Genomic DNA, 20,132 nt, shown 5'->3' with positions numbered 1-20,132 from the left:
GCAGCTAATCGGTGCGTCTGTCTTGCCATCAGGCCTGTTGGCAGGCAGTCCCACCAGTCACCATGCTTTGGGAGGAATGCGTCATGGCATCCAAAACCGAAGATACCACTCCGCCGGATAACACGGTCCCACAGCAATCCATGCCCGAGGTTAACAGGCTGACGGCCGAGGATATTACCGCATCGCTGAAGGCCGGGTTTTCCGACTTCCTCGCACACCCGGTCATGAGCGGCTTTTTCGGCCTGTTCTACGCGGTTTTCGGCATCCTGTTCGTTTGGTGCCTGGTCGGGCTTGGCAAGATCTGGATGATCATTCCTGCCGCCGTAGGCTTTCCGCTGGTTGCCCCATTCGCGGCCGCCGGGCTTTATGAAATGTCCCGTAGGATGCAGAAAGGGGAAAGCTTCGGTTGGTCCGAAATCCTCAGCGTCATGGCCCATCAACGCAAGCGCGAGATGGGTTGGATGGCCTTTGTCACCCTGTTCATTTTCTGGGTATGGACCTACCAAATCCGCCTTTGGCTGGCGATCATCCTGCAAAAGGCGTCCTTCTCGGATTTCGAAGGGTTCATGAACACCATCTTCTTCACACCGCAAGGCTGGACCTTTCTGGCGGTCGGCACCTGTATCGGCGCTTTTTTGTCGGCGGTCCTGTTCTCGGTGACTGTGGTGGCCATGCCCATGCTTCTGGATCGGGAAACCAACTTTGTTTCCGCCATGCTCACTTCCATTCGCGTGGTCGCTGAAAGCCCGGTGGTAATGCTCAGTTGGGCGGCGATCATCTCGGTTACCATGCTGTTGTCGCTGGTTCCGGCGTTTCTGGGGCTGATTTTCACGCTGCCGATCCTGGGCCATACCACGTGGCACCTGTATCAGCGGGCCGTATCACCAGAGACTAACTGATGCATCGCTAGACAAAAAAAGACCCGTGCCATTCAGCACGGGCCGTTTAGGTGCCACAGGGAGAATTCTACCAATCCATCGGACCCTTTTCAGCAAAGGACTCGACAAGAAAATCAATGAACGCCCGCACCTTGGGCTGGGTGAACCGGCCCGGCGGGTAGACCGCATAGACGCCCTGAACCTCATCCGGTAGCGATGGCATGGCGTCTACCACCTCGCCCGATTTCAGTGCTTCGGCATATAGATAGCTGGGCAGATGCGCGATCCCAAGCCCCGAGATCGCGGCGTTCAGCAGCGACTGCCCATCATTTACGCTCAGCCAGCCAGCAGTGCGGACCTGACGCTTCTCGCCCGAAGGCGCCGTCAGCTTCCACACGCTGCCCGAGGATTGGCTGGAGTAATGCAGCAGTTTGTGCTCGTTCAAATCGTCGATCTTCTGCGGGCGTCCGAACTGCTCGATATATCTCGGCGACGCGACCATGCGTTTCACTGTTTCGGTCAGCTTACGGGCGCGCAGCGTGCTGTCTTCCAGCTCGCCAATGCGCACGGCCACGTCAAAGCCTTCGGAAATCAGCTCAACATAGCGGTTGTTCAGAACCATGTTCACGGTGATGTCCGGATAGGCCGACAGGAAGTCCGACAGGACCGGCGACAGGTGATTGACGCCAAAATCTGTTGCCACAGAGATCCGCAGCAGACCAGAAGGCGCAGATTGCATCGAAGTCACCAGCGCATCCGCTTCGCCTGCGTCGTTCAGCACGCGACGGGCGCGATCATAATAGGCCAACCCGATCTCGGTTGGCGAAACCCGGCGCGTTGTCCGGTTCAAAAGCCTTGCCCCCAACCGCGCCTCGAGGCTCGAGACGTGTTTAGACACGGCTGATTTGGAGATGCCCATTTTCTTGGCCGCGTCGGTGAAACCACCCTGGTCCACCACGTTGGAAAAGGCCTCCATTTCAGTTAGTCGATCCATTCTCGTTCCCCAGGTCTTCCGTTCGTTGTCTCTTTATCGCGATCAATCTGGGCAAGAACTGGGCAGACATGGGATAATATCAGGGTTTTGAATCGGATCGTTTGCAACTAGGAAACGCCCGGGCCTATATGCCGCGGACCATGCCTTTCGATACAAAACCCCGTTTTCTGGACTTTTTTCCAATCGTGCTATGATGAGAATGGCATTTTTGTGACCACGGAGGAGACTATGAAAGCCCTATTTGCTGTCATTACCCTGTGTCTGACCGCCAGCCTTGCGTGGGCCGGAGGGGAAACACCATCGAATCCAGATGCGAAGGTCTATTTCGTCAACCTGTCTGACGGTGACACCGTGCAATCACCTGTGACCGTAGTCTTTGGCCTCAGCGGCATGGGCGTTGCCCCCGCTGGAACCGAGAAGGAAAATACAGGGCACCATCACCTCCTGATTGATCGCCCACCACTTGGGCAGGGAGAAGACGGTGCGGACGAACTGTCATACGGTCTGCCCGCAGACGACAATCACATTCATTTCGGTGGCGGTCAGACCGAGGTGACTTTGGAATTTGCTCCGGGTGAGCATACTTTGCAGCTGGTGCTTGGGGATGCAGGCCACGTCCCTCATGCGACGCCCATTGTGTCCGAGGTGATTACGATCACTGTAGAGTAACAATTCACCTTCGCCGCAAAACACGATTATGCGTCGGCAGGCAGCAGGAATATATCGCGCGCAAGCTGCATGTTGAGACGTTCCGCAGAATACCATTGGTTGAGTACTGACTTGGCCATCAGGTCGGAATTTTCCTGTGCGAAACTCTTAAAGTCAGTAGCTTGCGTGTTGGCCAGCCGCTCTGCGATCAGGCTCATGAATGCGTAGGTGATTGTCAGATTGAACTTGTCCGGTGCGCCTGCGTTCGCTGCTAACGTGCGAATTCCCTTGGCGTAGATCGCTGCGGCATCGATGAAATCATACTTGCGTAGCAGGTCATAAGCGACTTGCACATGCTCGGCGTGTCCGAACCTTGCGTTGTCGATTGCGTGTGCTTCAAATGCGATGGTGACGTCGGCGTATCGCGATGCGCTCATTCTTCATCCTCCTTGAAACGGTGGCTGTCTTCAGCTGTCCAATCGAAGTCGTAGACACTTTTGAGTTGTTTGATCTTCTTCAGCGTCTCTTCAGAGAAGGCTGGCTTGTTCTCAAAGCTGTGCAGCGCGATGCCCTCAATCAGGTCGCCAAGGGTCATGTCCAGCGATTCTGCCAGCCCTTTGAGAACTTTCAGAAGCCGCTTCTCGATTCGAATTCCTGTTTGGGTGCGTTCTATTTTCTGATTCATTTGGTACATATGTATATTGATAACAACTGAGTCAAGGAAAACGAAAAAAGCCGCCTCTTCCGGGGCGGCTTTCTCCAGCGCACTGGCATTACAACGTCAGAACGCTGCCGCCAGACGTGTGCCCTGATTGATCGCACGTTTGGCGTCCAGCTCAGCTGCCACATCTGCGCCACCAATCACATGGCAGGCGATTCCACGTTCGATCAGCTCATCCGCCAGCGACCGGTCCGAGACCTGCCCGGCACATAGGACGATCGACTCGGCTGCGATCACGGTTGGATCATCGCGGGTTTCGCCAAAGCTGACATGCAGGCCGTCCTCGTCGATGCGCTCATAATTCACACCACCAACGAAACTGACGTCCTTCATCTTTAGCGTCGCGCGGTGGATCCAGCCCGTTGTCTTTCCTAGCCCCTTGCCGTGACGCTGCGCCTTGCGCTGCAGCAACGTGACCTGCCGTGCTGGTGCTTCGGGCTGCGGGCCCTCGGGGGCCAGGCCCGAGCGGTGTTCTGCGGGGTCGGTCACGCCCCATTCCTTCATCCACAATGGAAGGTCCGTGGTTGGGCTGTGACCGTCTTCCAGCAGGAATTCGGAGACATCGAACCCGATGCCTCCGGCCCCGATTACGGCGACGGTGCTGCCGACCTCGGCCTTGTCGCGCAGCACGTCGATGTAGCTGAGCACATTGTCCCGATCCTGGCCGGGAATCTGCGGATCACGAGGAGTGACACCGGTGGCGATGACCACCTCATCATAACCGGTCAGATCATCCGCGCTGACCTCGCGGTTCAGTTCGACCGTCACGCCTAGGTCGTTCATCATGGTGCGATACCAGTCGACCAGTCCCCAGAACTCTTCTTTCCCTGGCACCTGTTTGGCCATGTTCAACTGCCCGCCTATCTCGGCGGCGCGATCAAACAGGGTTACATCATGGCCGCGCTGGGCAGCTGTCATCGCAGTGGACAAACCTGCAGGGCCAGCGCCGACAACGGCCACTGTCTTGCGTGTCTCGGCCTTGCCGATCACCAATTCAGTCTCATGACAGGCGCGCGGATTGACCAGGCATGAGGTCAGCTTGCCGCTGAAAGTGTGGTCCAGACAGGCCTGATTGCATGCGATGCACGGGGCGATCTTCGCGGCCTCATCCGCAATCGCCTTGTTCACGAAATCCGCATCGGCCAGCATCGGCCGCGCCAGAGACACCATATCGGCGCAACCGGTCGATAGAACTTCTTCGGCAACCTCAGGCGTGTTGATCCGGTTCGAGGTGATCACCGGAATCCCGACTTTACCCATCAGCTTCTTGGTAACCCACGCAAATGCAGCACGGGGAACGCTGGTAGCAATCGTCGGAATCCGCGCCTCATGCCAACCGATACCGGTGTTGATGATCGTTGCCCCGGCCTGCTCAATCCGCTGCGCAAGTTCAACGACTTCGTCATGGGTCGACCCATTGGGCACAAGATCAATCATCGAAAGGCGATAGATGATGATGAAATCGCTCCCCACGGCTTCCCGCGTGCGGCGCACCACCTCAATGGGCAGACGCATCCTGTTCTCGTATGACCCACCCCAGCGATCCTCGCGCTTGTTGGTGTGGGTCACGAGGAACTGGTTCAGGAAATACCCCTCGGAGCCCATGATCTCGACCCCGTCATAGCCCGCCTTCTGGGCCAGAACAGCCGCGTTGACGATGTCGCTGATTTGCTTCTCGATACCCTCTTCGTCCAACTCATGCGGCGGAAACGGAGAAATTGGGGATTTCACCGGGCTGGGGGCCACGCATTTCGGACCATAGGCATAGCGCCCCGCATGCAGGATCTGCATCGCGATCTTGCCGCCTGCCTCATGCACACGTTTGGTCACAATGGAATGGTTCGCCACCTCTTCATCATTGGTCATCATCGAGGCCCCGGGCAGCACCGAGCCCTCAAGGTTCGGGCCAATCCCACCCGTCACCATCAAAGCAACACCACCGCGCGCGCGATCCGCGTAGAACTCGGCGACACGGATCCAGTCGCCGGTCTCTTCCAGACCGGTATGCATCGAGCCCATCAGCACGCGGTTCTTCAACGTGGTAAAACCCAGATCCAGCGGGGCCAACATGTTTGGGTACGCAGTCATGGCAAACTCTCCCTCCCGACTTTGACCGTCAGATTGACCTTCGCGTCACCTTTGTCACGCGAAACCTAACGTCATTCCCTTTGCCTTTACTGCGGCGCTTGCTAGAGACGCAGCAAAGCTTAATCACGAGGCCGCGCATGACCCCTGATGAAATCGCCAAACTGCCCTATCGCCCCTGCGTGGGACTGATGTTGATGAATGCCGAGGGGAAAATCTTTGTCGGTCAGCGCAATGATCGTCACAAGGACGCCTGGCAGATGCCGCAGGGCGGCGTGGACAAGGGCGAAGACCCGCGCGATGCGGCCCTGCGCGAGCTTTGGGAAGAAACTGGTGTAACCAGCGATCTGGTCGACATCATCGCCGAGACCGACGGCTGGCTGCCCTATGACCTACCGCATGACATTGTGCCGAAAATCTGGAAGGGCCGGTATCGCGGACAGGAGCAGAAGTGGTACCTGATGCGGTTCTTAGGCCGGGATGATCAGATCGATATCGCAACCGAGCACCCCGAGTTCACCCACTGGAAATGGCAGACCATGACGCGGCTGGTCGATGAGATCGTGCCGTTCAAAAAGGACGTCTACCAGCAGGTGCTTTCTGCGTTTCAGCCGCATCTCGGGTAGTTCGGGTTAGGAACCAAGCGCCGTAATCACCGCTTTGGCCAGCGGCAGCGGGGAATAACCGGTATCGGACGGTGTAAGCCCCAATCGCACGATCACCAAATCACGCGAAGGGAATATCCCGACCGATTGCCCATCATGTCCGGCCATCCAGACCGCATCTTCGAACGGGGGTTCTCCACCCGGCACGTCGCGCCACAAGTGACCTTTGGCATATGCCCCGCCCGAGACAGCAACCGGTTCGAACATCCAGTCAGTGAACCCTTCGGGCAGAATTTGCTGCCCGTCCCATGTGCCGCCCTGCAGCAGGAATTGCCCATATCGTGCCCAATCCCGCGCTGTGGCGTACATATAGCTTGAGCCGACAAAGGTGTCAGAAACATCAGTTTCAAGTATGGCCGAGGTCATGCCCAGTGGCAGCAGGAGTGCGCGCTGCGGATAGGACAAGCTGTCATCTTTGACCTGATCCTGCCAGACCCGCGCCAAGACGGTGGATGTGCCCGACGAATAGTTGAATTCAGTATTTGGCTCAGCCTCGGCCTCAAGCGAAGTGACAAACCCCGCCATGTCGTCGCTCAGATATAACATCCGAGTCACGTCCGAGACGTCACCATAGCCTTCGTTCCATCGCAGGCCGCTTGACATGGTCAACATATCCTCGACGGTAATGTGCTGCCGGTTGTCCTCTGCCCAATTGGGAAATGAATCGACCAGTGTATCCGTCAACTTCATCTGACCGGATTTTATCAGCGTTCCAATCAATCCAGAGGTTATGGTTTTGGTCATTGACCAGCCCAGAAGAGGGGTATTTTCGTCGAATCCATCCGCATAAGCCTCACCAATGATCCGGCCATCATGCACCACAACTACGGCGCGGAAGCCCTTTCCCAGAATGGTCGGGTCCGACAGAACCATTGCCAATTTGGAGTTCTGCGCTGGGGCCACGGTGGTGCCTTCCGGCCAAAGTGCATCAGACAGCGCGGGCAGAGTGTTTAGCTGGGCGTTGACCGGTTGGGCCTCATGCGTATTCGCACATCCAAGCCCCTCGCGATATTGGCTGGTCGCAGGGGCGAAGATCCCGAGTAGCTTTGCGGATACTGATTGCGCCTCGGGGTCTACCGAGACCGAGACGTGTTTCAGCAACGGATGCCCGGGCGCCTGCACATCAACCTCCAGTACCTCCTGCGCATCCCGCCTGGCGATGAACACGTTAGAACAGACGATCTTGGCAGAATAGTTGGTCCCGACTCGCAACAGGTCGGGCGGAGAGATCAGCAGGTACCCAACGCCGGCCACAAGCCCCAACGCCAATGTTCCTGCGGTGATCCTGAGTGCTCTGCCCAACATGAATTGGCTCCCCCCTTACATCCAAAAAAAGGGTAGCCATTCCGAAATGTGACGCACCAGCGTTACGTTGCGTTTCGCGGGATCAGAGCAATCCCTCAGCCTGCAGCAACTCCTGCATGTTCGCCTCAGGGCGCGGGCCGATATGGCTGATCACCTCGCGGGCACAGACATTGCCGATCCGCGCACAGGTCTCGTAATCGCGGCCTGTTGCCATGCCATAAAGGAACCCGGCGGCGAATTGATCGCCCGCGCCGGTCGCGTCCACGGGGACGATCTTTTCAACTGGTACGTCGATGCGCGCGTCGCCGTTCAGAACGGTCACCCCGTCGCCAGACCGGGTGCAGACGACCAGAGGGCAAATCTCGGCCGTTTTCGCCAGCGCCTCTTCAAGATCGTCGGTTTCGAACAGCGATTTGATTTCGGCCTCGTTGCCGATTACAAAATCCAGCTCATTCTCGATCAGCAGCAGGAAATCGACCCGGTGCCGTTCTACACAGAACGGGTCAGAAATGGCGATGCCCGCCTTGCCGCCACCCTTGTGGCAGTTGCGCGCGGCCTCCAGGAATGCCGCCTTGCCCTTTTCCTTGTCGAACAGATAGCCCTCGAGGAACATGATCTGGCTGTTGCCCGCGACGTCTTCCGAGACATCCCGAGAAGACAGCTCGGACGAAATACCCAGATAGGTGTTCATCGACCGCTCGCCATCCGGTGAGACAAAGATCATTGAACGCGAGGTTGGCAGCTCGCCCCCCGGCACCGGCGGGTTCACGAAATCCACCCCATCCTCGTTCATCGCATCCGCATAGAACCGCCCCAGCGCATCATCATGCACCCGCCCGATAAACGCCGAATCCAGACCCAGTGCACCCGCACCCGCAATGGTATTGGCAACCGAGCCGCCCGGCGTCTGCACCCGGCCTTCCATCGAGGCATACAGTACCTCGCCGCGCTCCTGTTCGATCAGCTGCATGATGCCCTTTTCGATGCCCATCAGCTCAAGGAAACTGTCATCGGCTTGGGAAATCACGTCCACAACGGCGTTTCCGATGCCGGTCAGTTGGTAGGTTTTCATTCGGTTTTGTCCTCAAATTCGCAGAGATCGCGGATGATACAGGTAGGGCACTGTGGTTTGCGTGCCTTGCAGTGATAGCGGCCATGCAGGATCAGCCAGTGATGCGCATGCAGCTGAAAGTCGGTCGGTATGTTGTCTTCGATGGCGCGTTCGACGGCGTCTACATTCTTGCCCGGACAAATGCCGGTGCGGTTACCGACGCGGAAGATATGCGTGTCCACCGCCTGCGCCGGATATCGCCACCACATGTTCAAGACAACATTGGCTGTCTTGCGCCCCACACCCGGTAGCGATTGAAGCGCCGCGCGGGAGTTGGGCACCTCACCGCCATAGTCTTCGACCAGAATGCGACTCAGCTTGATTACGTTCTTGGCCTTCTGGCGGAACAGGCCGATGGTCTTGATATGTTCGATCAGACCTTCTTCGCCCAGATCCAGCATCTTCTGCGGCGTGTCAGCGATCTTGAATAGCGCGCGCGTAGCCTTGTTGACGCCGGCATCGGTCGCCTGCGCTGACAGTGCGACGGCAACGACCAGAGTATAGACGTTTACATGCTCCAACTCGCCCTTGGGTTCAGGGTCGGCGTCGTGAAAACGCGTAAAGATCTCGCGGATCTTGTGGTATCCGAGTTGATTGGCCATCCGAGCCTTAATGCCCTGCCAGACAAGCGGTCGCAATTGAAAAGGTGCGTTTTGGTTTTGCCTAGGCGCGGGTCTTGGTCGATTTATCCCTATGCCTCACTTTTGCAGTCGGAAATCCACCCCCGCCGTTGCAAGTTGATCCCTGATCCCCTGCCACCGGTTCGGATCAGCTGCCAGTACAGCCGCCGGATCGATCTGAACCCGATATCCTCGATTGAGCGCGCCCTGCGCGGTCTTATTCACGCAATGACACCCGTCCAACCCTGTCAGAACCAGCGTTCCGATCCGTTTGTCTTGCAGGAACCGTTCAAAGCCCGGCGAAGAAAAGGCGTCACCTACGGATTTTACAAACTCGGCATCGGGATTCAGCGCAAGACGCGGATCCAACCCAACTCCGTCGGAACCTGCGTTGCCGCGCCCCTGATTGAACCACCCGTTCAGCAAGTTCGCCAGCCGTCCCTTGAATTCATGACGGATGGCAATCACGGACCAGTCAGACTGGCGGGCGCTGTCCGTCGTTGACCGGATCGTCGACAAGGCACCCTCAATTTGTGCGTCATCCCAGGTGGGTATCGAGGTAAAATCTGTTTGCATATCGATCACCAGCAGCGCCGTTTCAGGCCGCGATGCCAGGTCTATTTTGGCTCCGGTTGTCGGAGTGCCAATCTTTCGGATTTGCAAGAGGATGTACAACACGGCGATCATGATGCTTGCCGCCATTATCCAAAGGACGGTCATGTCAGGCCTCCTTGGCGAGTTCTGCGAAATAGCGGGTCAGGGCCAGCTGAACCTTGTGATAGGCGGCAAGCTCTGACGCAGAAAAATCCTGTGCAAAGCGTGTCAGCTTGGCCATCTCATCCGCTCTGATTGCCGTGATCGTCTCTTCGCCCGCAAGGCTCAGCCGGTAGCAGTAGGTGCCTGCACGTTTGGGATTGGGCTGGCTTTCGATCAGCTGTGCGCCCATCAGCTCTTTTAAGATGCGCGAGACATATTGTCGTTTCAGCTGCAACTCGGCGCATAGCACCGGGGCTGTCGCGCCGGGAGATAGCGACAGACCTTCCAAAAGGGCACGTTGCCCGACGGTCACGCCTTTGCGCTGGCTGCCCTGCTCAACTGCTGCCGTGATGTTCCGCAGCAAAGGCCGGGTGGCCTGAACTGCCTGATAAAGCTGATCCAACCTGTGTCCCATACCTGAATGGTAGGAGAAATCGATTTGATTCGTCAACTCAGTTGACAAGATAAAGCGCAGGTTCCGGGTCGCAAGATCGACAGGGGCAAGTTACTGTTTCTGTAACTGATGAGGTGACCGATGAACGTCCAGACAGCAGAAAGCGGATATCATTATAACGTCATGCGGCGCGCGATCGATTTGATCGATCAAGGCGGAGAGAGTCTCAGTCTTGATGAGTTGGCTCGCCAGATGGATATGAGCCCTGCCCACTTTCAGCGTCTGTTCTCACGCTGGACCGGGGTCTCGCCGAAGCGATACCAGCAATACCTGACCCTTGGCCATGCCAAAGCCCTGTTGCACGAGCGTTTCACCACGCTGGAAACCGCTCATAATGTGGGGCTGTCCGGCAGTGGGCGGCTGCATGACCTGTTCCTGAAATGGGAATCCATGAGCCCCGGTGAATATGCCCGCAAAGGCGCAGGTCTCACGATCTACTGGGGCTGGTTCGAATGCCCCTTTGGCCCTGCGCTGGTTATGGGAACTGACAAGGGAATCTGTGGAATCGCCTTTGGGGCCGAGACAGGCGAGGAGGCGGCGATGGAAGACATGATCTCTCGTTGGCCCAATGCTGATTTTGTCGAGGACCCGATGCGCCTGCGGCCTTGGGTGCTCAGCGCCTTCGGTGCGGCCAGCGACCGGTTGGAGCCGACCCCGCTCTACCTGATCGGCTCACCACTGCAGATCAAGGTATGGGAAGCGCTGATGCACATCCCCTCGGGGCAGGTCACCACCTATTCCGAGATCGCGCAGCGGGTCGGCTCACCCCAAGCGGTGCGCGCCGTGGGCACCGCAGTTGGGCGGAACCCGGTCAGTTGGCTGATCCCCTGCCACCGTGCCTTGCGCAAATCGGGCGGCTTGGGCGGCTACCACTGGGGACTGCCCGTCAAACGCGCCATGCTGGCCTATGAGGCGGCGCAGGCCGACGCCTGATTGACATTCTGGCGCGTCGTTGCCATATGCACGGCAGGTTCGGGTCCCCTGCCGTTCGCGGCCTTAGGCTTTGGTGAAACCCGATTGAATCACATCTGTTGCCCTTTCCAGGCGCGCGGATGGCAATGCGAACCCCGTCCAGATTTCGCGCCCGTTTCAGGAAACGAGGCACACCATGACACATATTCAGAACATCGCTCCGGTTGCGGAGCTGAAAGAGCAGGCAAAACGCCTGCGCAAACGCCTGCAGGACGCCGGAGTGAAGCTATCACATAGCGAGGCGCTGGAACTGTTGGCGCATCAACTCGGTGCGCGGGATTGGAACACGTTGCACGCGATGGCAGGAAATCGAGTGCAGTTGCGCGTTGGTGACCGGGTTGAGGGCCGATATCTGGGTCAGCCCTTCACCGCCGAAATCCGCGGTCTGACCATGATTGGGGATGGCGGACATCGCCGGGTGACCCTTCAGTTCGACGTGCCCGTAGATGTGGTCCGGTTCGACAGTTTTTCGTCCCTTCGCCAGCGGGTGACAGGTGAGATTGGCTGGGATGGTCGATCCACCCGTCACACGTCGGACGGAGAGCCGCAGCTTATCGTCCGACCTGCCTAAGAAACAAAGCGAGGCACCCTTAGGGTGCCTCACATTTTGATAGCACCAAGATTGACTATTCGGCGGCCCAACCGCCAACGGCTTTGACTTCAAGGAAGTCCTCCAAGCCCCAAACCCCGCCTTCGCGGCCATTGCCGGACTGTTTCATCCCACCAAACGGGGACCCAGCGCTGCGCGACTGGCCGTTCATCTCAACCATGCCCGACCGCAAGACGCGAGCCATTCGGTTGGCGCGTGCACCGTCTTGGGTCTGAACATAATTGGTCAGCCCGTAAGGTGTGTCATTGGCAATCTCGATGGCTTCTTCTTCGGTATCGAAGGGGATCATGGTCAGAACCGGGCCAAAAATCTCCTCGCGCGCGATGGTCATCTGGTTGTTGGCATCTGCAAAGACCGTAGGACGCACATAGTAGCCCTTGTTCAGTCCTTCAGGGCGACCGGTACCGCCTGCCACCAGACGCGCGCCCTCATCAATTCCTTTCTGGATCAGGTCCTGAATTTTGGTCCACTGCACTTCGTTCACCACCGGTCCGATATGTCGGCCTTCTTCGGCGGCACTGCCGACGGTGACCTTGTTTGCCACTTCGGCGGCTGTCTCAACCGCCTGATCATAGATCGGACGCTGCACCAGCATCCGGCTGGGCGCGTTACAGCTTTGACCGGTGTTGTTCATCATGTGCAGGACGCCGCGTTTTACCGCCTTTTCGTCGGCATCGGCGAAGACCACATTGGCCCCTTTGCCGCCCAGTTCCAGATGCACTTTCTTCAGTGTATCCGCCGCATTCTTGGAAATCGCAGTGCCCGCGCGGGTCGAACCGGTGAAGCTGACCATATCAACATCTGCGTGCCCCGAGAGCTGAGAGCCCACGCCCACGCCATCGCCATTCACCAGGTTGAAAACACCAGCCGGGAAGCCAGCCTCATCCATCATCTCAGCAAAGATCATCGCGTTCAGCGGGCTTTGCTCGGACGGTTTCAGCACCATCGTGCAGCCCGCAATCGCCGCCGCGCCGACCTTGAGCGTGACCTGATTCATCGGCCAATTCCATGGGGTGATCAGGGCTGCCACACCCACCGCTTCATAGATGATCCGGTCATTCGGCGCATGATCGCCCAGTGGGCGTTCGAATTGGAACGCCTTGGCGGCACGGATGAAGTTTTTCAGGTGATAGATCCCCGCGCCCGATTGCTGGCTGCGCGCCATTTCGATCGGTGCACCCATCTCCATCGACATCGCCTGGGCCAGATCCTCTGAGCGGGTGGCGTAAATATCGACCAGTTTCTCTACCAAAGCGATGCGCTCGTCCACCGGGGTTGCCATCCAACCAGGAAGAGCAGCTTTGGCCGCGGCGACCGCTGCGTTAGTGTCAGCCTCTGACCCCAATGAGATCACCGCGCATGGTTCTTCGGTCGACGGGTCGATCACTTCGAAATCATTCGGCTCTGATGGGGCGACCCATTTGCCGTTGATATAGAAATCGCGTTTTTCGATCATGGCTCATCCTCCGGATCAGGAATCAATCGACCGAACGGTCGGTTTTCATTCGCACTCTGTCACCCACCCGGGTGTCGGGCAAGGGTAAAACATAATTTGATCAAATTATCTACCTACTGAATCTTCTGACAGCGCAACATGAATGGTTTAACCTCTGCGCAAAGTGATTAGGTTGGCAGCAATCGACTCGCGATTTTTCACAGGAAAGGAGTTTCCCAATGGGTTTGCGCATCAATGATACGGTCCCGAATTTCACCGCAGAGACAGATCAGGGCACCGTCCAGTTTCATGACTGGATTGGCGATAGCTGGGCCATCCTGTTCTCACACCCCAAGGACTTCACTCCTGTTTGCACGACCGAGTTTTCGGCAGTTGCGCAGCTGAACGATGAATGGGCGGCGCGGAACACCAAAGTGATCGGCGTGTCGGTCGATGGTGTCGAAGATCATAAGAAGTGGAAAAAAGATATCGAGGCCTATGGCAACGCCAACCCCGGCTTCCCGATCATCGCCGATGACGGTCTGGCTGTGTCCAAAGCCTTCGACATGCTGCCGGCCGAGGCCTATCTGCCCGACGGCCGCACGCCTGCCGACAGCGCAACTGTACGCTCTGTCTTTATCATCGGACCCGATAAGCAGTTGAAACTGTCCATGACCTACCCGATGACCGTGGGCCGCAACTTTGCCGAGATTCTGCGTGCGCTGGATGGCCTTCAGATGAGCGCCAAGGGCGTGGCAACCCCCGCAAATTGGGTGCCGGGTGAGGATGTGATCATTCCACCTGCGGTCTCCAACGATGAGGCAAAAGAGAAGTTCGGCGAGTTCGAGACGATCTTCCCCTATCTGCGCAAAACCAAAGCGCCGTCGTAATCGGATCAACGGGCAGGGGGCGAAAGCCCCCGCCTTCTTCTAATGCGCAAACGCCGAGGTTGCGCCGCAAGGGGCAGATAGCTCCGGGCGCAGCATCTGCACTTCGTACGGTTTCAGAACCGGCAGCACCGTATCACCATAGCCGCCTGTATCGGAATGAAGCTCAGGGAACAGCTCGAATAGTTCCTCCTTCACTGCACTGCTCATCGCGTCCAGCGTATATCCGCCGGGATAAAACGATTCCGACCACAATCCTTCGACATTCACCAGCTCATGCTGGTCGAATAGAATGTGAATGTACTCGACGCCCCCGCTTGGCGGAACTTGCGTGATAGACTTGCCGTTGAGCAGAGACTTGGCCGTCGCCAACATCATCGGGTGACTATGATGCAATTCCAATGCAGGTGAGGACACGACAACCCGATGCTGAGGTGACAGCAGCAGATCTCGCGATGGTGTCTGCGGCCCAAGACTGCCCGCACTGATCCGGATCGGGCAATGCTTAGGGGTCTGTCTCAGGTCCGCATCACTCAGCCGTCGCCGACCCACCCAGCGCACGGCCCGACCGGTGCCATCTGCGGTGATCACATGATCGCCTGCTTTGACTTCTTCGATCAGACGCTGGCCCGACGGTGTCAGAATATGTGACCCCGAAGTAAAGCAGACAAAGCTGGGAAGGTTATCATATTCGACCGCAGGTGCAGTACTCTGGGCCAGTGAGTTGCCTGTCAGTACATCGTTAACAGCAACGTTTCCCGAGGTCACAACGATGTATTGCGTACCCGAGAATTGCAGCAGTGTGTAGGTGACCGGTGCACCTCCGACCGTCGCGCTGTAGCCTTCAAATATTTGAAAGCTGCCGGAGTTGTTCAGCCCGGGGATTGGGAGGGTATCGAACTGTTGGCTGCCGTTGTTGTCCGGATTTTCGAGAAAATTATCATCATCAGTAATGGTGACCTGAAACCCCTGGGTCACCTTCACACTGGGGTTGCCAAACGGATCTCCGTCGATCTCAAAGATGGTGATAGAGGCCAAAGCGCGGCGACGTCCCAGATGATTTGGATTTCCTTAACTTTGAGCTAACTCAACTTAGAAGTGTTAACATATCGTTTACCGTGACGCGCAGGGCTCGAAAGCGGCACTGATCGAAAAAGGCAGATTGGCTATGGTTGGATCGACTGTGGGCACGCCTACCGAGGCGGTGGTAGGGATCGGATACGTCAGTTGAACGCGGTCTCGCTGCCAAAGGATTGTAGCTTCTGATGGAAACTGAAAGCCGCGCTGACTGCGTTGACCAGGCGAAACATTGCCATGATGTTCGATACCACAGAGGCTGCGTATCTCGAGGCGATTAACTGGGATCCGATTTTGGACGTCGAAAGGTTGCGTTGAAGGCAACCGTGACGCGGCTTTCTTTACTTTGGTTTGGGTGGACCCAATGGGTCAGATAGGATGGAAAAAGGATCATTTCGCCGGCTGCCGGGCGCAGCTTCTTTTTGTTCCGAAACGCACTCGCCTGAAGTATGCGCCAGTGAGGCAACTCGTTTCGGGGGTCGAGAAACTCAATCATTCCAGACGAACCTTCTTCGATCTCGGGTTGAGAAACATAGTACACTCCAGACCAATGCGCGCCGGGATGAGTATGCGGCGCATTGTACCCGCCGGAAGGATTGTCGTTTATCCACCCGAACAGTTTCAGGCGAAGTTTATCCAGTTCAACCTTGTCTGAGACCTTTCGCGTTATTTGAAACACCGCATCTTCGGCCGCGTCTCGCAAATTCTGAATAGCGGGCGTATCGCGATCAAAGAGGTTTCCGTTTGAGTGCCATCCGCCGCGATTGGATTTTGAGGCACCCTCGTCTTCCTCACGCATCTTTTCGGCCTCAAACAGAATCGCCGCATTAAGCGCTGCACTGTTAGGCACCACAAATCGCATCATTGGAGTAGAGAAGAGCTTTTCGAATTTCTTGGCTTCGGACATATCCTCGGTGTCACCTTCAAAAACTACATGGCTGTAAATTCAGATCGGTCCGAGATCAAATTCAGGAATTTGCTCCTGAAAAATTTTTCGGCGCTCTCCAAATCCACGTTCGCGCACATTGCGCGCATTACCCAGTACCGTTGAGGATATAGTTCTTTGGTTCAAGTCTGGCCTAACCAACCTAAGTTATATTCCCATCGCAAAGCGCCGATGTTTTAGTTCAATTGGCAATTCCTTTGAGGATGGGAACATGAACAAGAAAACTATCGGTCTGACATCAACTTTCGTTCTGATGGCCACCACGGCGCTTTCGCAAACCACCAAGCAAGACATCATCGACGAACTCACAGAACAAGGTTTCCAACGAATCGAAATAACCAACACGCTGTTTGGGAATCTTCGCTTTGAAGCAACTGGACCTGGAATCGAGAGAGAAGTGGTGCTGGGGAAAGACGGAACCATCGTTCGGGATCGTTCTGAGCGAGACGATGAGTTCGACGATGAGGAAGATGACGACGAAGATGACGACGAAGGATTTGATGACGAAGGTGACGATGACGAAGGTGACGATGACGAAGGCGATGGGGAAAACGATAGCGAAGGCGACGATGGTGAACGCGACAGCGAAGGCGACGATGGTGAACGCGACAGCGAAGGCGACGATGGTGAGCGCGACAGCGAAGGTGACGATGGCGAGCGCGATAGCGAAGGCGACGATGGCGAACGCGATAGCGAAGGCGATGACGGCGAACGCGATAGCGAAGGCGACGATGGCGAAGGGGATGACGAAGGCGACGATGATTAATTCAGCTTCCAACTTGAGCCCAAGCGAGATTGGGGTTTGAACAAATGGTTTAAAAAAGAAGCCATGTTCAAAGCGGGGATCGCTGTATATGCGATCTCTGCTTTGACGTTTGTGATCGAATTGATTGGCGAAATAACAGGGTACTACATTTTTTCCGCGAGTTGGGTGGTCCATGAAATCACGGCTCTCATCACCCTATTTGGGTTTATTCTTGGGGGGCTTTTGATTTGGCAAAGCCACAGGCTGTTTTTGCGACGTCACCAAGAAGTCAAACAGAACCTGCGGAAGGCTCAAGGCGAGTTTTTTCGAATGCTGGAACTACAGTTCGACCGTTGGGGCCTTAGTGCTGCGGAACGAGATGTTGCACTTCTCACCGTAAAGGGCCTGTCCCTCGCAGAAATAGCTAAACTGCGCGAGACCAGCGAGGGAACAATCAAGTCCCAGAACAATTCAATCTACAAAAAAGCCAAGGTCAAATCGAGGACGCAACTGTTAGGCGCGCTCATAGAAGAGCTTTTGATCGAAGAAAAGAAATAAACCAAGAAACGATCGGATATCGTCGTAAATTCATTCATTTATCGGCAATGAGTAGAAAAGAATGCCCAAGTAGATGCCCCGGGCCTGTAAAGCCAACGTTTTAAGTGGTTGCGAGGCTCTGTTTCAGGGCAATGCACTCAACAATCAGAATTGTAGCCTCATCAAAATTGAAGCCTACCCCAGCAAGCAGATGGTCGGCACATTCCACAGCATCGCTACGGCACTCGTCATTCGCCCAAAGAAAAAGGCCCCGGCGGATTACCGGGGCCTTCGTTCTTGCAAAAGAGGCAGATTACTCTGCGCTTTCCTCTTTCTTTTCTTTCTTCTCGGGAACGATCTCTTCGCCGGTTTCCTGATCGACAACTTTCATCGACAGGCGCACCTTGCCGCGATCGTCAAAGCCCAGCAGCTTGACCTTTACTTCCTGACCTTCTTTCAGAACATCCGACGGATGGTTCAGGCGTCGGTTTTCGATCTGGGACACGTGCACCAGACCGTCGCGCTTGCCAAAGAAGTTCACGAAGGCACCGAAGTCGACGATCTTGACCACTTTACCGGTGTAGATCTGGCCTTCTTCCGGCTCAGCAACGATCGAGTGGATCATCTCATAGGCCTTCTTGATCGATTCACCGTCGGGCGACGCGATCTTGATGACGCCGTCGTCATTGATGTCGACCTTGGCACCCGAAACCTCGACGATCTCGCGGATGACCTTACCGCCCGAGCCGATCACTTCGCGGATCTTGTCGGTTGGGATGTTCATGGTCTCGATGCGCGGGGCGTGGACCGAGAATTCGTTGGTCTCGGACAGGGCTTTGCCCATCTCACCCAGAATGTGCATCCGGCCGTCCTTGGCTTGCGCCAGGGCTTTCTCCATGATCTCAGGCGTGATGCCCGCAACCTTGATATCCATCTGCAGCGAGGTGATGCCGTTTTCGGTGCCAGCCACTTTGAAGTCCATGTCGCCAAGGTGGTCTTCGTCACCCAGAATGTCCGAAAGGATGGCATAGTTGCCGTCATCTTCCAGGATCAGGCCCATGGCCACACCGGCAACCGGTGCTTTGAGCGGAACGCCCGCATCCATCATCGAAAGCGAACCACCGCAAACCGACGCCATCGAGGACGAGCCGTTGGATTCGGTGATCTCCGACACGATGCGGATCGTGTAGGGGAAGTCGGTCGCCGCAGGCAGAACCGCCTGCAGGGCACGCCATGCCAGCTTGCCGTGGCCGATCTCACGACGGCCCGGACCACCCACGCGGCCAACTTCGCCAACCGAGTAGGGAGGGAAGTTGTAGTGCAGCAGGAAGTTCGATTTGAAGTTGCCGTGTAGCGCGTCGATGAACTGTTCGTCGTCACCGGTGCCCAGCGTGGTCACGGCCAATGCCTGAGTCTCACCACGGGTGAACAGGGCAGAACCGTGGGTCCGCGGCAGCATCGAGGTTTCTGCGACGATCGAACGGATATCGGTGGTCGAACGACCGTCGATACGCTTGCCGCCTTTGACGACGTCACCGCGCAGAATGCCAGCTTCCAGCTTCTTCATAGCGGAACCGAGGTTGCCGTCTTCTAGTTGCTCTTCGGTCAGCGCTTCCTTGATCGCTTCACGGGCCGCGGCAACAGCGGCGGTGCGCTCTTGCTTGTCGGTGATCGCGAACGCGGCGCGCATCTTCTCTTCACCGGCAGCCGAAACAGCGGCGGACAGCTCCGAGTAATCGGGGGCGACAAATTCGAACGGCTCTTTCGCGGCTTCTTCGGCCAGCGAGATGATCAGGTCGATCACGGGCTGAATTTGCTCATGCGCGAAGTTTACCGCGCCCAGCATTTCCGCCTCGGACAGTTCGTACGCTTCCGATTCCACCATCATCACGGCGTCTTTGGTACCGGCGACAACCAGGTCCAGACGCTGTTCAGGGTTCAGGCGCAGGTCCTGCATGTCGTCGACGGTCGGGTTCAGAACGTATTCGCCATCCTCGAAACCAACGCGGGCACCGGCGATCGGACCCATGAACGGCGCGCCGGAAATGGTCAGTGCGGCAGAGGCTGCGATCATCGCAACGATGTCGGGGTCGTTGACCAGATCGTGGGACAGCACGGTGCACATCACCAGAACTTCGTTTTTAAAGCCGTCAACAAACAGCGGGCGGATCGGACGGTCAATCAGACGCGCGGTCAGCGTCTCTTTCTCGGTCGGGCGCGCTTCGCGCTTGAAGAAGCCACCCGGAACCTTACCGGCGGCATAGTATTTTTCTTGATAGTGCACGGTCAGCGGAAAAAAATCCTGACCGGGCTTTTGAGCACGGGCAAAGGTCACGTTTGCCATGACGCTGGTTTCGCCCAGCGTGGCAATCACGCTGCCGTCGGCCTGACGGGCAACCTTGCCGGTTTCCAGTGTCAGCGTCTCTTCGCCCCACTGAATCGATTTCTTTGTTACATCAAACATATGCGTATCCTAGAACGGAGCACTCCCGCCCCTGCGGGTCTCCGGTTTGCATGGCGGCCCCATTGCCGCCGACCCCACTTTATCTTCCATTCGAGTGCCGGGGTCAGGGCACAACGTCTCAGATGACAGGCCCATACATCAGTTTGCAAGCTTTGGAAAGTCGGGAGTTTTTGGGGGGCAGGGGATTGCCTAACCCCCGCCCAAGCTGGGCAGGGGCCGATG

Annotated in this window: 21 protein-coding genes; 8 read left to right on the top strand and 13 right to left on the bottom strand. The window is 56.8% G+C overall.

Annotated features, from left to right (window positions below):
* Window positions 1-83 precede the first annotated feature (83 nt).
* Entirely contained in the window at window positions 84-899 is an 816-nt protein-coding gene (locus ACR0AW_RS11105; RefSeq protein WP_170514036.1) for a DUF2189 domain-containing protein, read from the top strand.
* A 67-nt stretch (window positions 900-966) separates the two neighbouring features.
* Here ACR0AW_RS11105 and ACR0AW_RS11100 read toward each other — a convergent pair whose 3' ends face one another.
* Window positions 967-1,872, bottom strand: coding sequence for a LysR family transcriptional regulator (locus ACR0AW_RS11100; RefSeq protein WP_170394766.1), 906 nt, complete (start codon window positions 1,870-1,872; stop codon window positions 967-969).
* 228 nt (window positions 1,873-2,100) lie between these two features.
* On the opposite strand from ACR0AW_RS11100, the gene ACR0AW_RS11095 reads away from it, so the two are divergent.
* The gene (locus ACR0AW_RS11095) at window positions 2,101-2,541 is read left to right on the top strand and encodes a DUF4399 domain-containing protein (protein WP_170466618.1); all 441 of its coding nucleotides are present in this window, start codon (window positions 2,101-2,103) and stop codon (window positions 2,539-2,541) included.
* Between the two features lie 26 nt (window positions 2,542-2,567).
* Here the strand turns inward: ACR0AW_RS11095 and ACR0AW_RS11090 are convergent, their stop codons facing one another.
* The 3 genes from ACR0AW_RS11090 to ACR0AW_RS11080 all read right to left on the bottom strand — a co-directional run bounded on the left by ACR0AW_RS11090 (window position 2,568) and on the right by ACR0AW_RS11080 (window position 5,329).
* Window positions 2,568-2,957: a hypothetical protein gene (locus tag ACR0AW_RS11090; RefSeq protein WP_170733915.1), complete on the bottom strand. Its 390-nt coding sequence runs from the start codon at window positions 2,955-2,957 to the stop codon at window positions 2,568-2,570.
* On the bottom strand, window positions 2,954-3,205 hold the full coding sequence (locus ACR0AW_RS11085; RefSeq protein WP_480776501.1) for a hypothetical protein: 252 nt from the start codon (window positions 3,203-3,205) through the stop codon (window positions 2,954-2,956). Before ACR0AW_RS11085 ends, ACR0AW_RS11090 begins: the two co-directional genes overlap by 4 nt.
* 96 nt (window positions 3,206-3,301) lie before the next feature.
* Complete coding sequence (locus ACR0AW_RS11080; RefSeq protein WP_170733914.1) at window positions 3,302-5,329, bottom strand: NADPH-dependent 2,4-dienoyl-CoA reductase; 2,028 nt, start codon at window positions 5,327-5,329, stop codon at window positions 3,302-3,304.
* 137 nt (window positions 5,330-5,466) lie between these two features.
* On the opposite strand from ACR0AW_RS11080, the gene ACR0AW_RS11075 reads away from it, so the two are divergent.
* Entirely contained in the window at window positions 5,467-5,952 is a 486-nt protein-coding gene (locus ACR0AW_RS11075; RefSeq protein ID WP_170733913.1) for an RNA pyrophosphohydrolase, read from the top strand.
* 6 nt (window positions 5,953-5,958) lie between these two features.
* On the opposite strand, the gene ACR0AW_RS11070 is transcribed toward ACR0AW_RS11075, so the two are convergent.
* The 5 genes from ACR0AW_RS11070 to ACR0AW_RS11050 all read right to left on the bottom strand — a co-directional run bounded on the left by ACR0AW_RS11070 (window position 5,959) and on the right by ACR0AW_RS11050 (window position 10,198).
* Window positions 5,959-7,296, bottom strand: coding sequence for a serine hydrolase domain-containing protein (locus tag ACR0AW_RS11070; RefSeq protein ID WP_170733912.1), 1,338 nt, complete (start codon window positions 7,294-7,296; stop codon window positions 5,959-5,961).
* Between the two features lie 82 nt (window positions 7,297-7,378).
* On the bottom strand, window positions 7,379-8,368 hold the full coding sequence (locus ACR0AW_RS11065) for an adenosine kinase (RefSeq protein ID WP_170426125.1): 990 nt from the start codon (window positions 8,366-8,368) through the stop codon (window positions 7,379-7,381).
* Window positions 8,365-9,009: an endonuclease III gene (gene nth / locus ACR0AW_RS11060; RefSeq protein WP_170515076.1), complete on the bottom strand. Its 645-nt coding sequence runs from the start codon at window positions 9,007-9,009 to the stop codon at window positions 8,365-8,367. Before nth ends, ACR0AW_RS11065 begins: the two co-directional genes overlap by 4 nt.
* Before the next feature lie 96 nt (window positions 9,010-9,105).
* On the bottom strand, window positions 9,106-9,747 hold the full coding sequence (locus tag ACR0AW_RS11055; protein ID WP_170733911.1) for a cysteine hydrolase family protein: 642 nt from the start codon (window positions 9,745-9,747) through the stop codon (window positions 9,106-9,108).
* Window position 9,748: 1 nt separating this feature from the next.
* A complete protein-coding gene (locus tag ACR0AW_RS11050; RefSeq protein WP_170733910.1) occupies window positions 9,749-10,198 on the bottom strand; it encodes a MarR family transcriptional regulator in 450 nt (149 codons plus the stop codon).
* A 120-nt stretch (window positions 10,199-10,318) separates the two neighbouring features.
* On the opposite strand from ACR0AW_RS11050, the gene ACR0AW_RS11045 reads away from it, so the two are divergent.
* A complete protein-coding gene (locus tag ACR0AW_RS11045; protein ID WP_170636551.1) occupies window positions 10,319-11,170 on the top strand; it encodes a bifunctional helix-turn-helix domain-containing protein/methylated-DNA--[protein]-cysteine S-methyltransferase in 852 nt (283 codons plus the stop codon).
* Window positions 11,171-11,345: 175 nt separating this feature from the next.
* Entirely contained in the window at window positions 11,346-11,780 is a 435-nt protein-coding gene (locus ACR0AW_RS11040; RefSeq protein ID WP_170426134.1) for a glyoxalase superfamily protein, read from the top strand.
* Window positions 11,781-11,835: 55 nt separating this feature from the next.
* Here ACR0AW_RS11040 and ACR0AW_RS11035 read toward each other — a convergent pair whose 3' ends face one another.
* The gene (locus ACR0AW_RS11035; protein ID WP_170394725.1) at window positions 11,836-13,275 is read right to left on the bottom strand and encodes an aldehyde dehydrogenase family protein; all 1,440 of its coding nucleotides are present in this window, start codon (window positions 13,273-13,275) and stop codon (window positions 11,836-11,838) included.
* 218 nt (window positions 13,276-13,493) lie between these two features.
* On the opposite strand from ACR0AW_RS11035, the gene ACR0AW_RS11030 reads away from it, so the two are divergent.
* Window positions 13,494-14,144, top strand: coding sequence for a peroxiredoxin (locus ACR0AW_RS11030; RefSeq protein WP_170408508.1), 651 nt, complete (start codon window positions 13,494-13,496; stop codon window positions 14,142-14,144).
* 39 nt (window positions 14,145-14,183) lie between these two features.
* Here the strand turns inward: ACR0AW_RS11030 and ACR0AW_RS11025 are convergent, their stop codons facing one another.
* Window positions 14,184-15,179, bottom strand: a complete 996-nt coding sequence (locus ACR0AW_RS11025; RefSeq protein ID WP_170776402.1) for a Hint domain-containing protein — start codon at window positions 15,177-15,179, stop codon at window positions 14,184-14,186.
* 316 nt (window positions 15,180-15,495) lie between these two features.
* Window positions 15,496-16,125 carry a TIGR02466 family protein gene (locus ACR0AW_RS11020; protein WP_170733908.1) on the bottom strand — a complete coding sequence of 210 codons (630 nt, stop codon included), beginning with the start codon at window positions 16,123-16,125 and terminating at the stop codon, window positions 15,496-15,498.
* Between the two features lie 250 nt (window positions 16,126-16,375).
* Here ACR0AW_RS11020 and ACR0AW_RS11015 point away from each other — a divergent pair, with 250 nt between their 5' ends.
* Complete coding sequence (locus ACR0AW_RS11015) at window positions 16,376-16,930, top strand: hypothetical protein (protein WP_170733907.1); 555 nt, start codon at window positions 16,376-16,378, stop codon at window positions 16,928-16,930.
* A 36-nt stretch (window positions 16,931-16,966) separates the two neighbouring features.
* Complete coding sequence (locus ACR0AW_RS11010) at window positions 16,967-17,467, top strand: helix-turn-helix transcriptional regulator (RefSeq protein WP_170394711.1); 501 nt, start codon at window positions 16,967-16,969, stop codon at window positions 17,465-17,467.
* Between the two features lie 292 nt (window positions 17,468-17,759).
* Here ACR0AW_RS11010 and pnp read toward each other — a convergent pair whose 3' ends face one another.
* Complete coding sequence (gene pnp, locus ACR0AW_RS11005; RefSeq protein ID WP_170515055.1) at window positions 17,760-19,910, bottom strand: polyribonucleotide nucleotidyltransferase; 2,151 nt, start codon at window positions 19,908-19,910, stop codon at window positions 17,760-17,762.
* Between the last annotated feature and the right edge of the window lie 222 nt (window positions 19,911-20,132).

The sequence above is a fragment of the Ruegeria sp. C5 genome (genome assembly GCF_056537605.1).
Note: the sequence above shows the minus strand (reverse complement) of the source record. Positions and strands in the feature narration are given on the sequence as shown.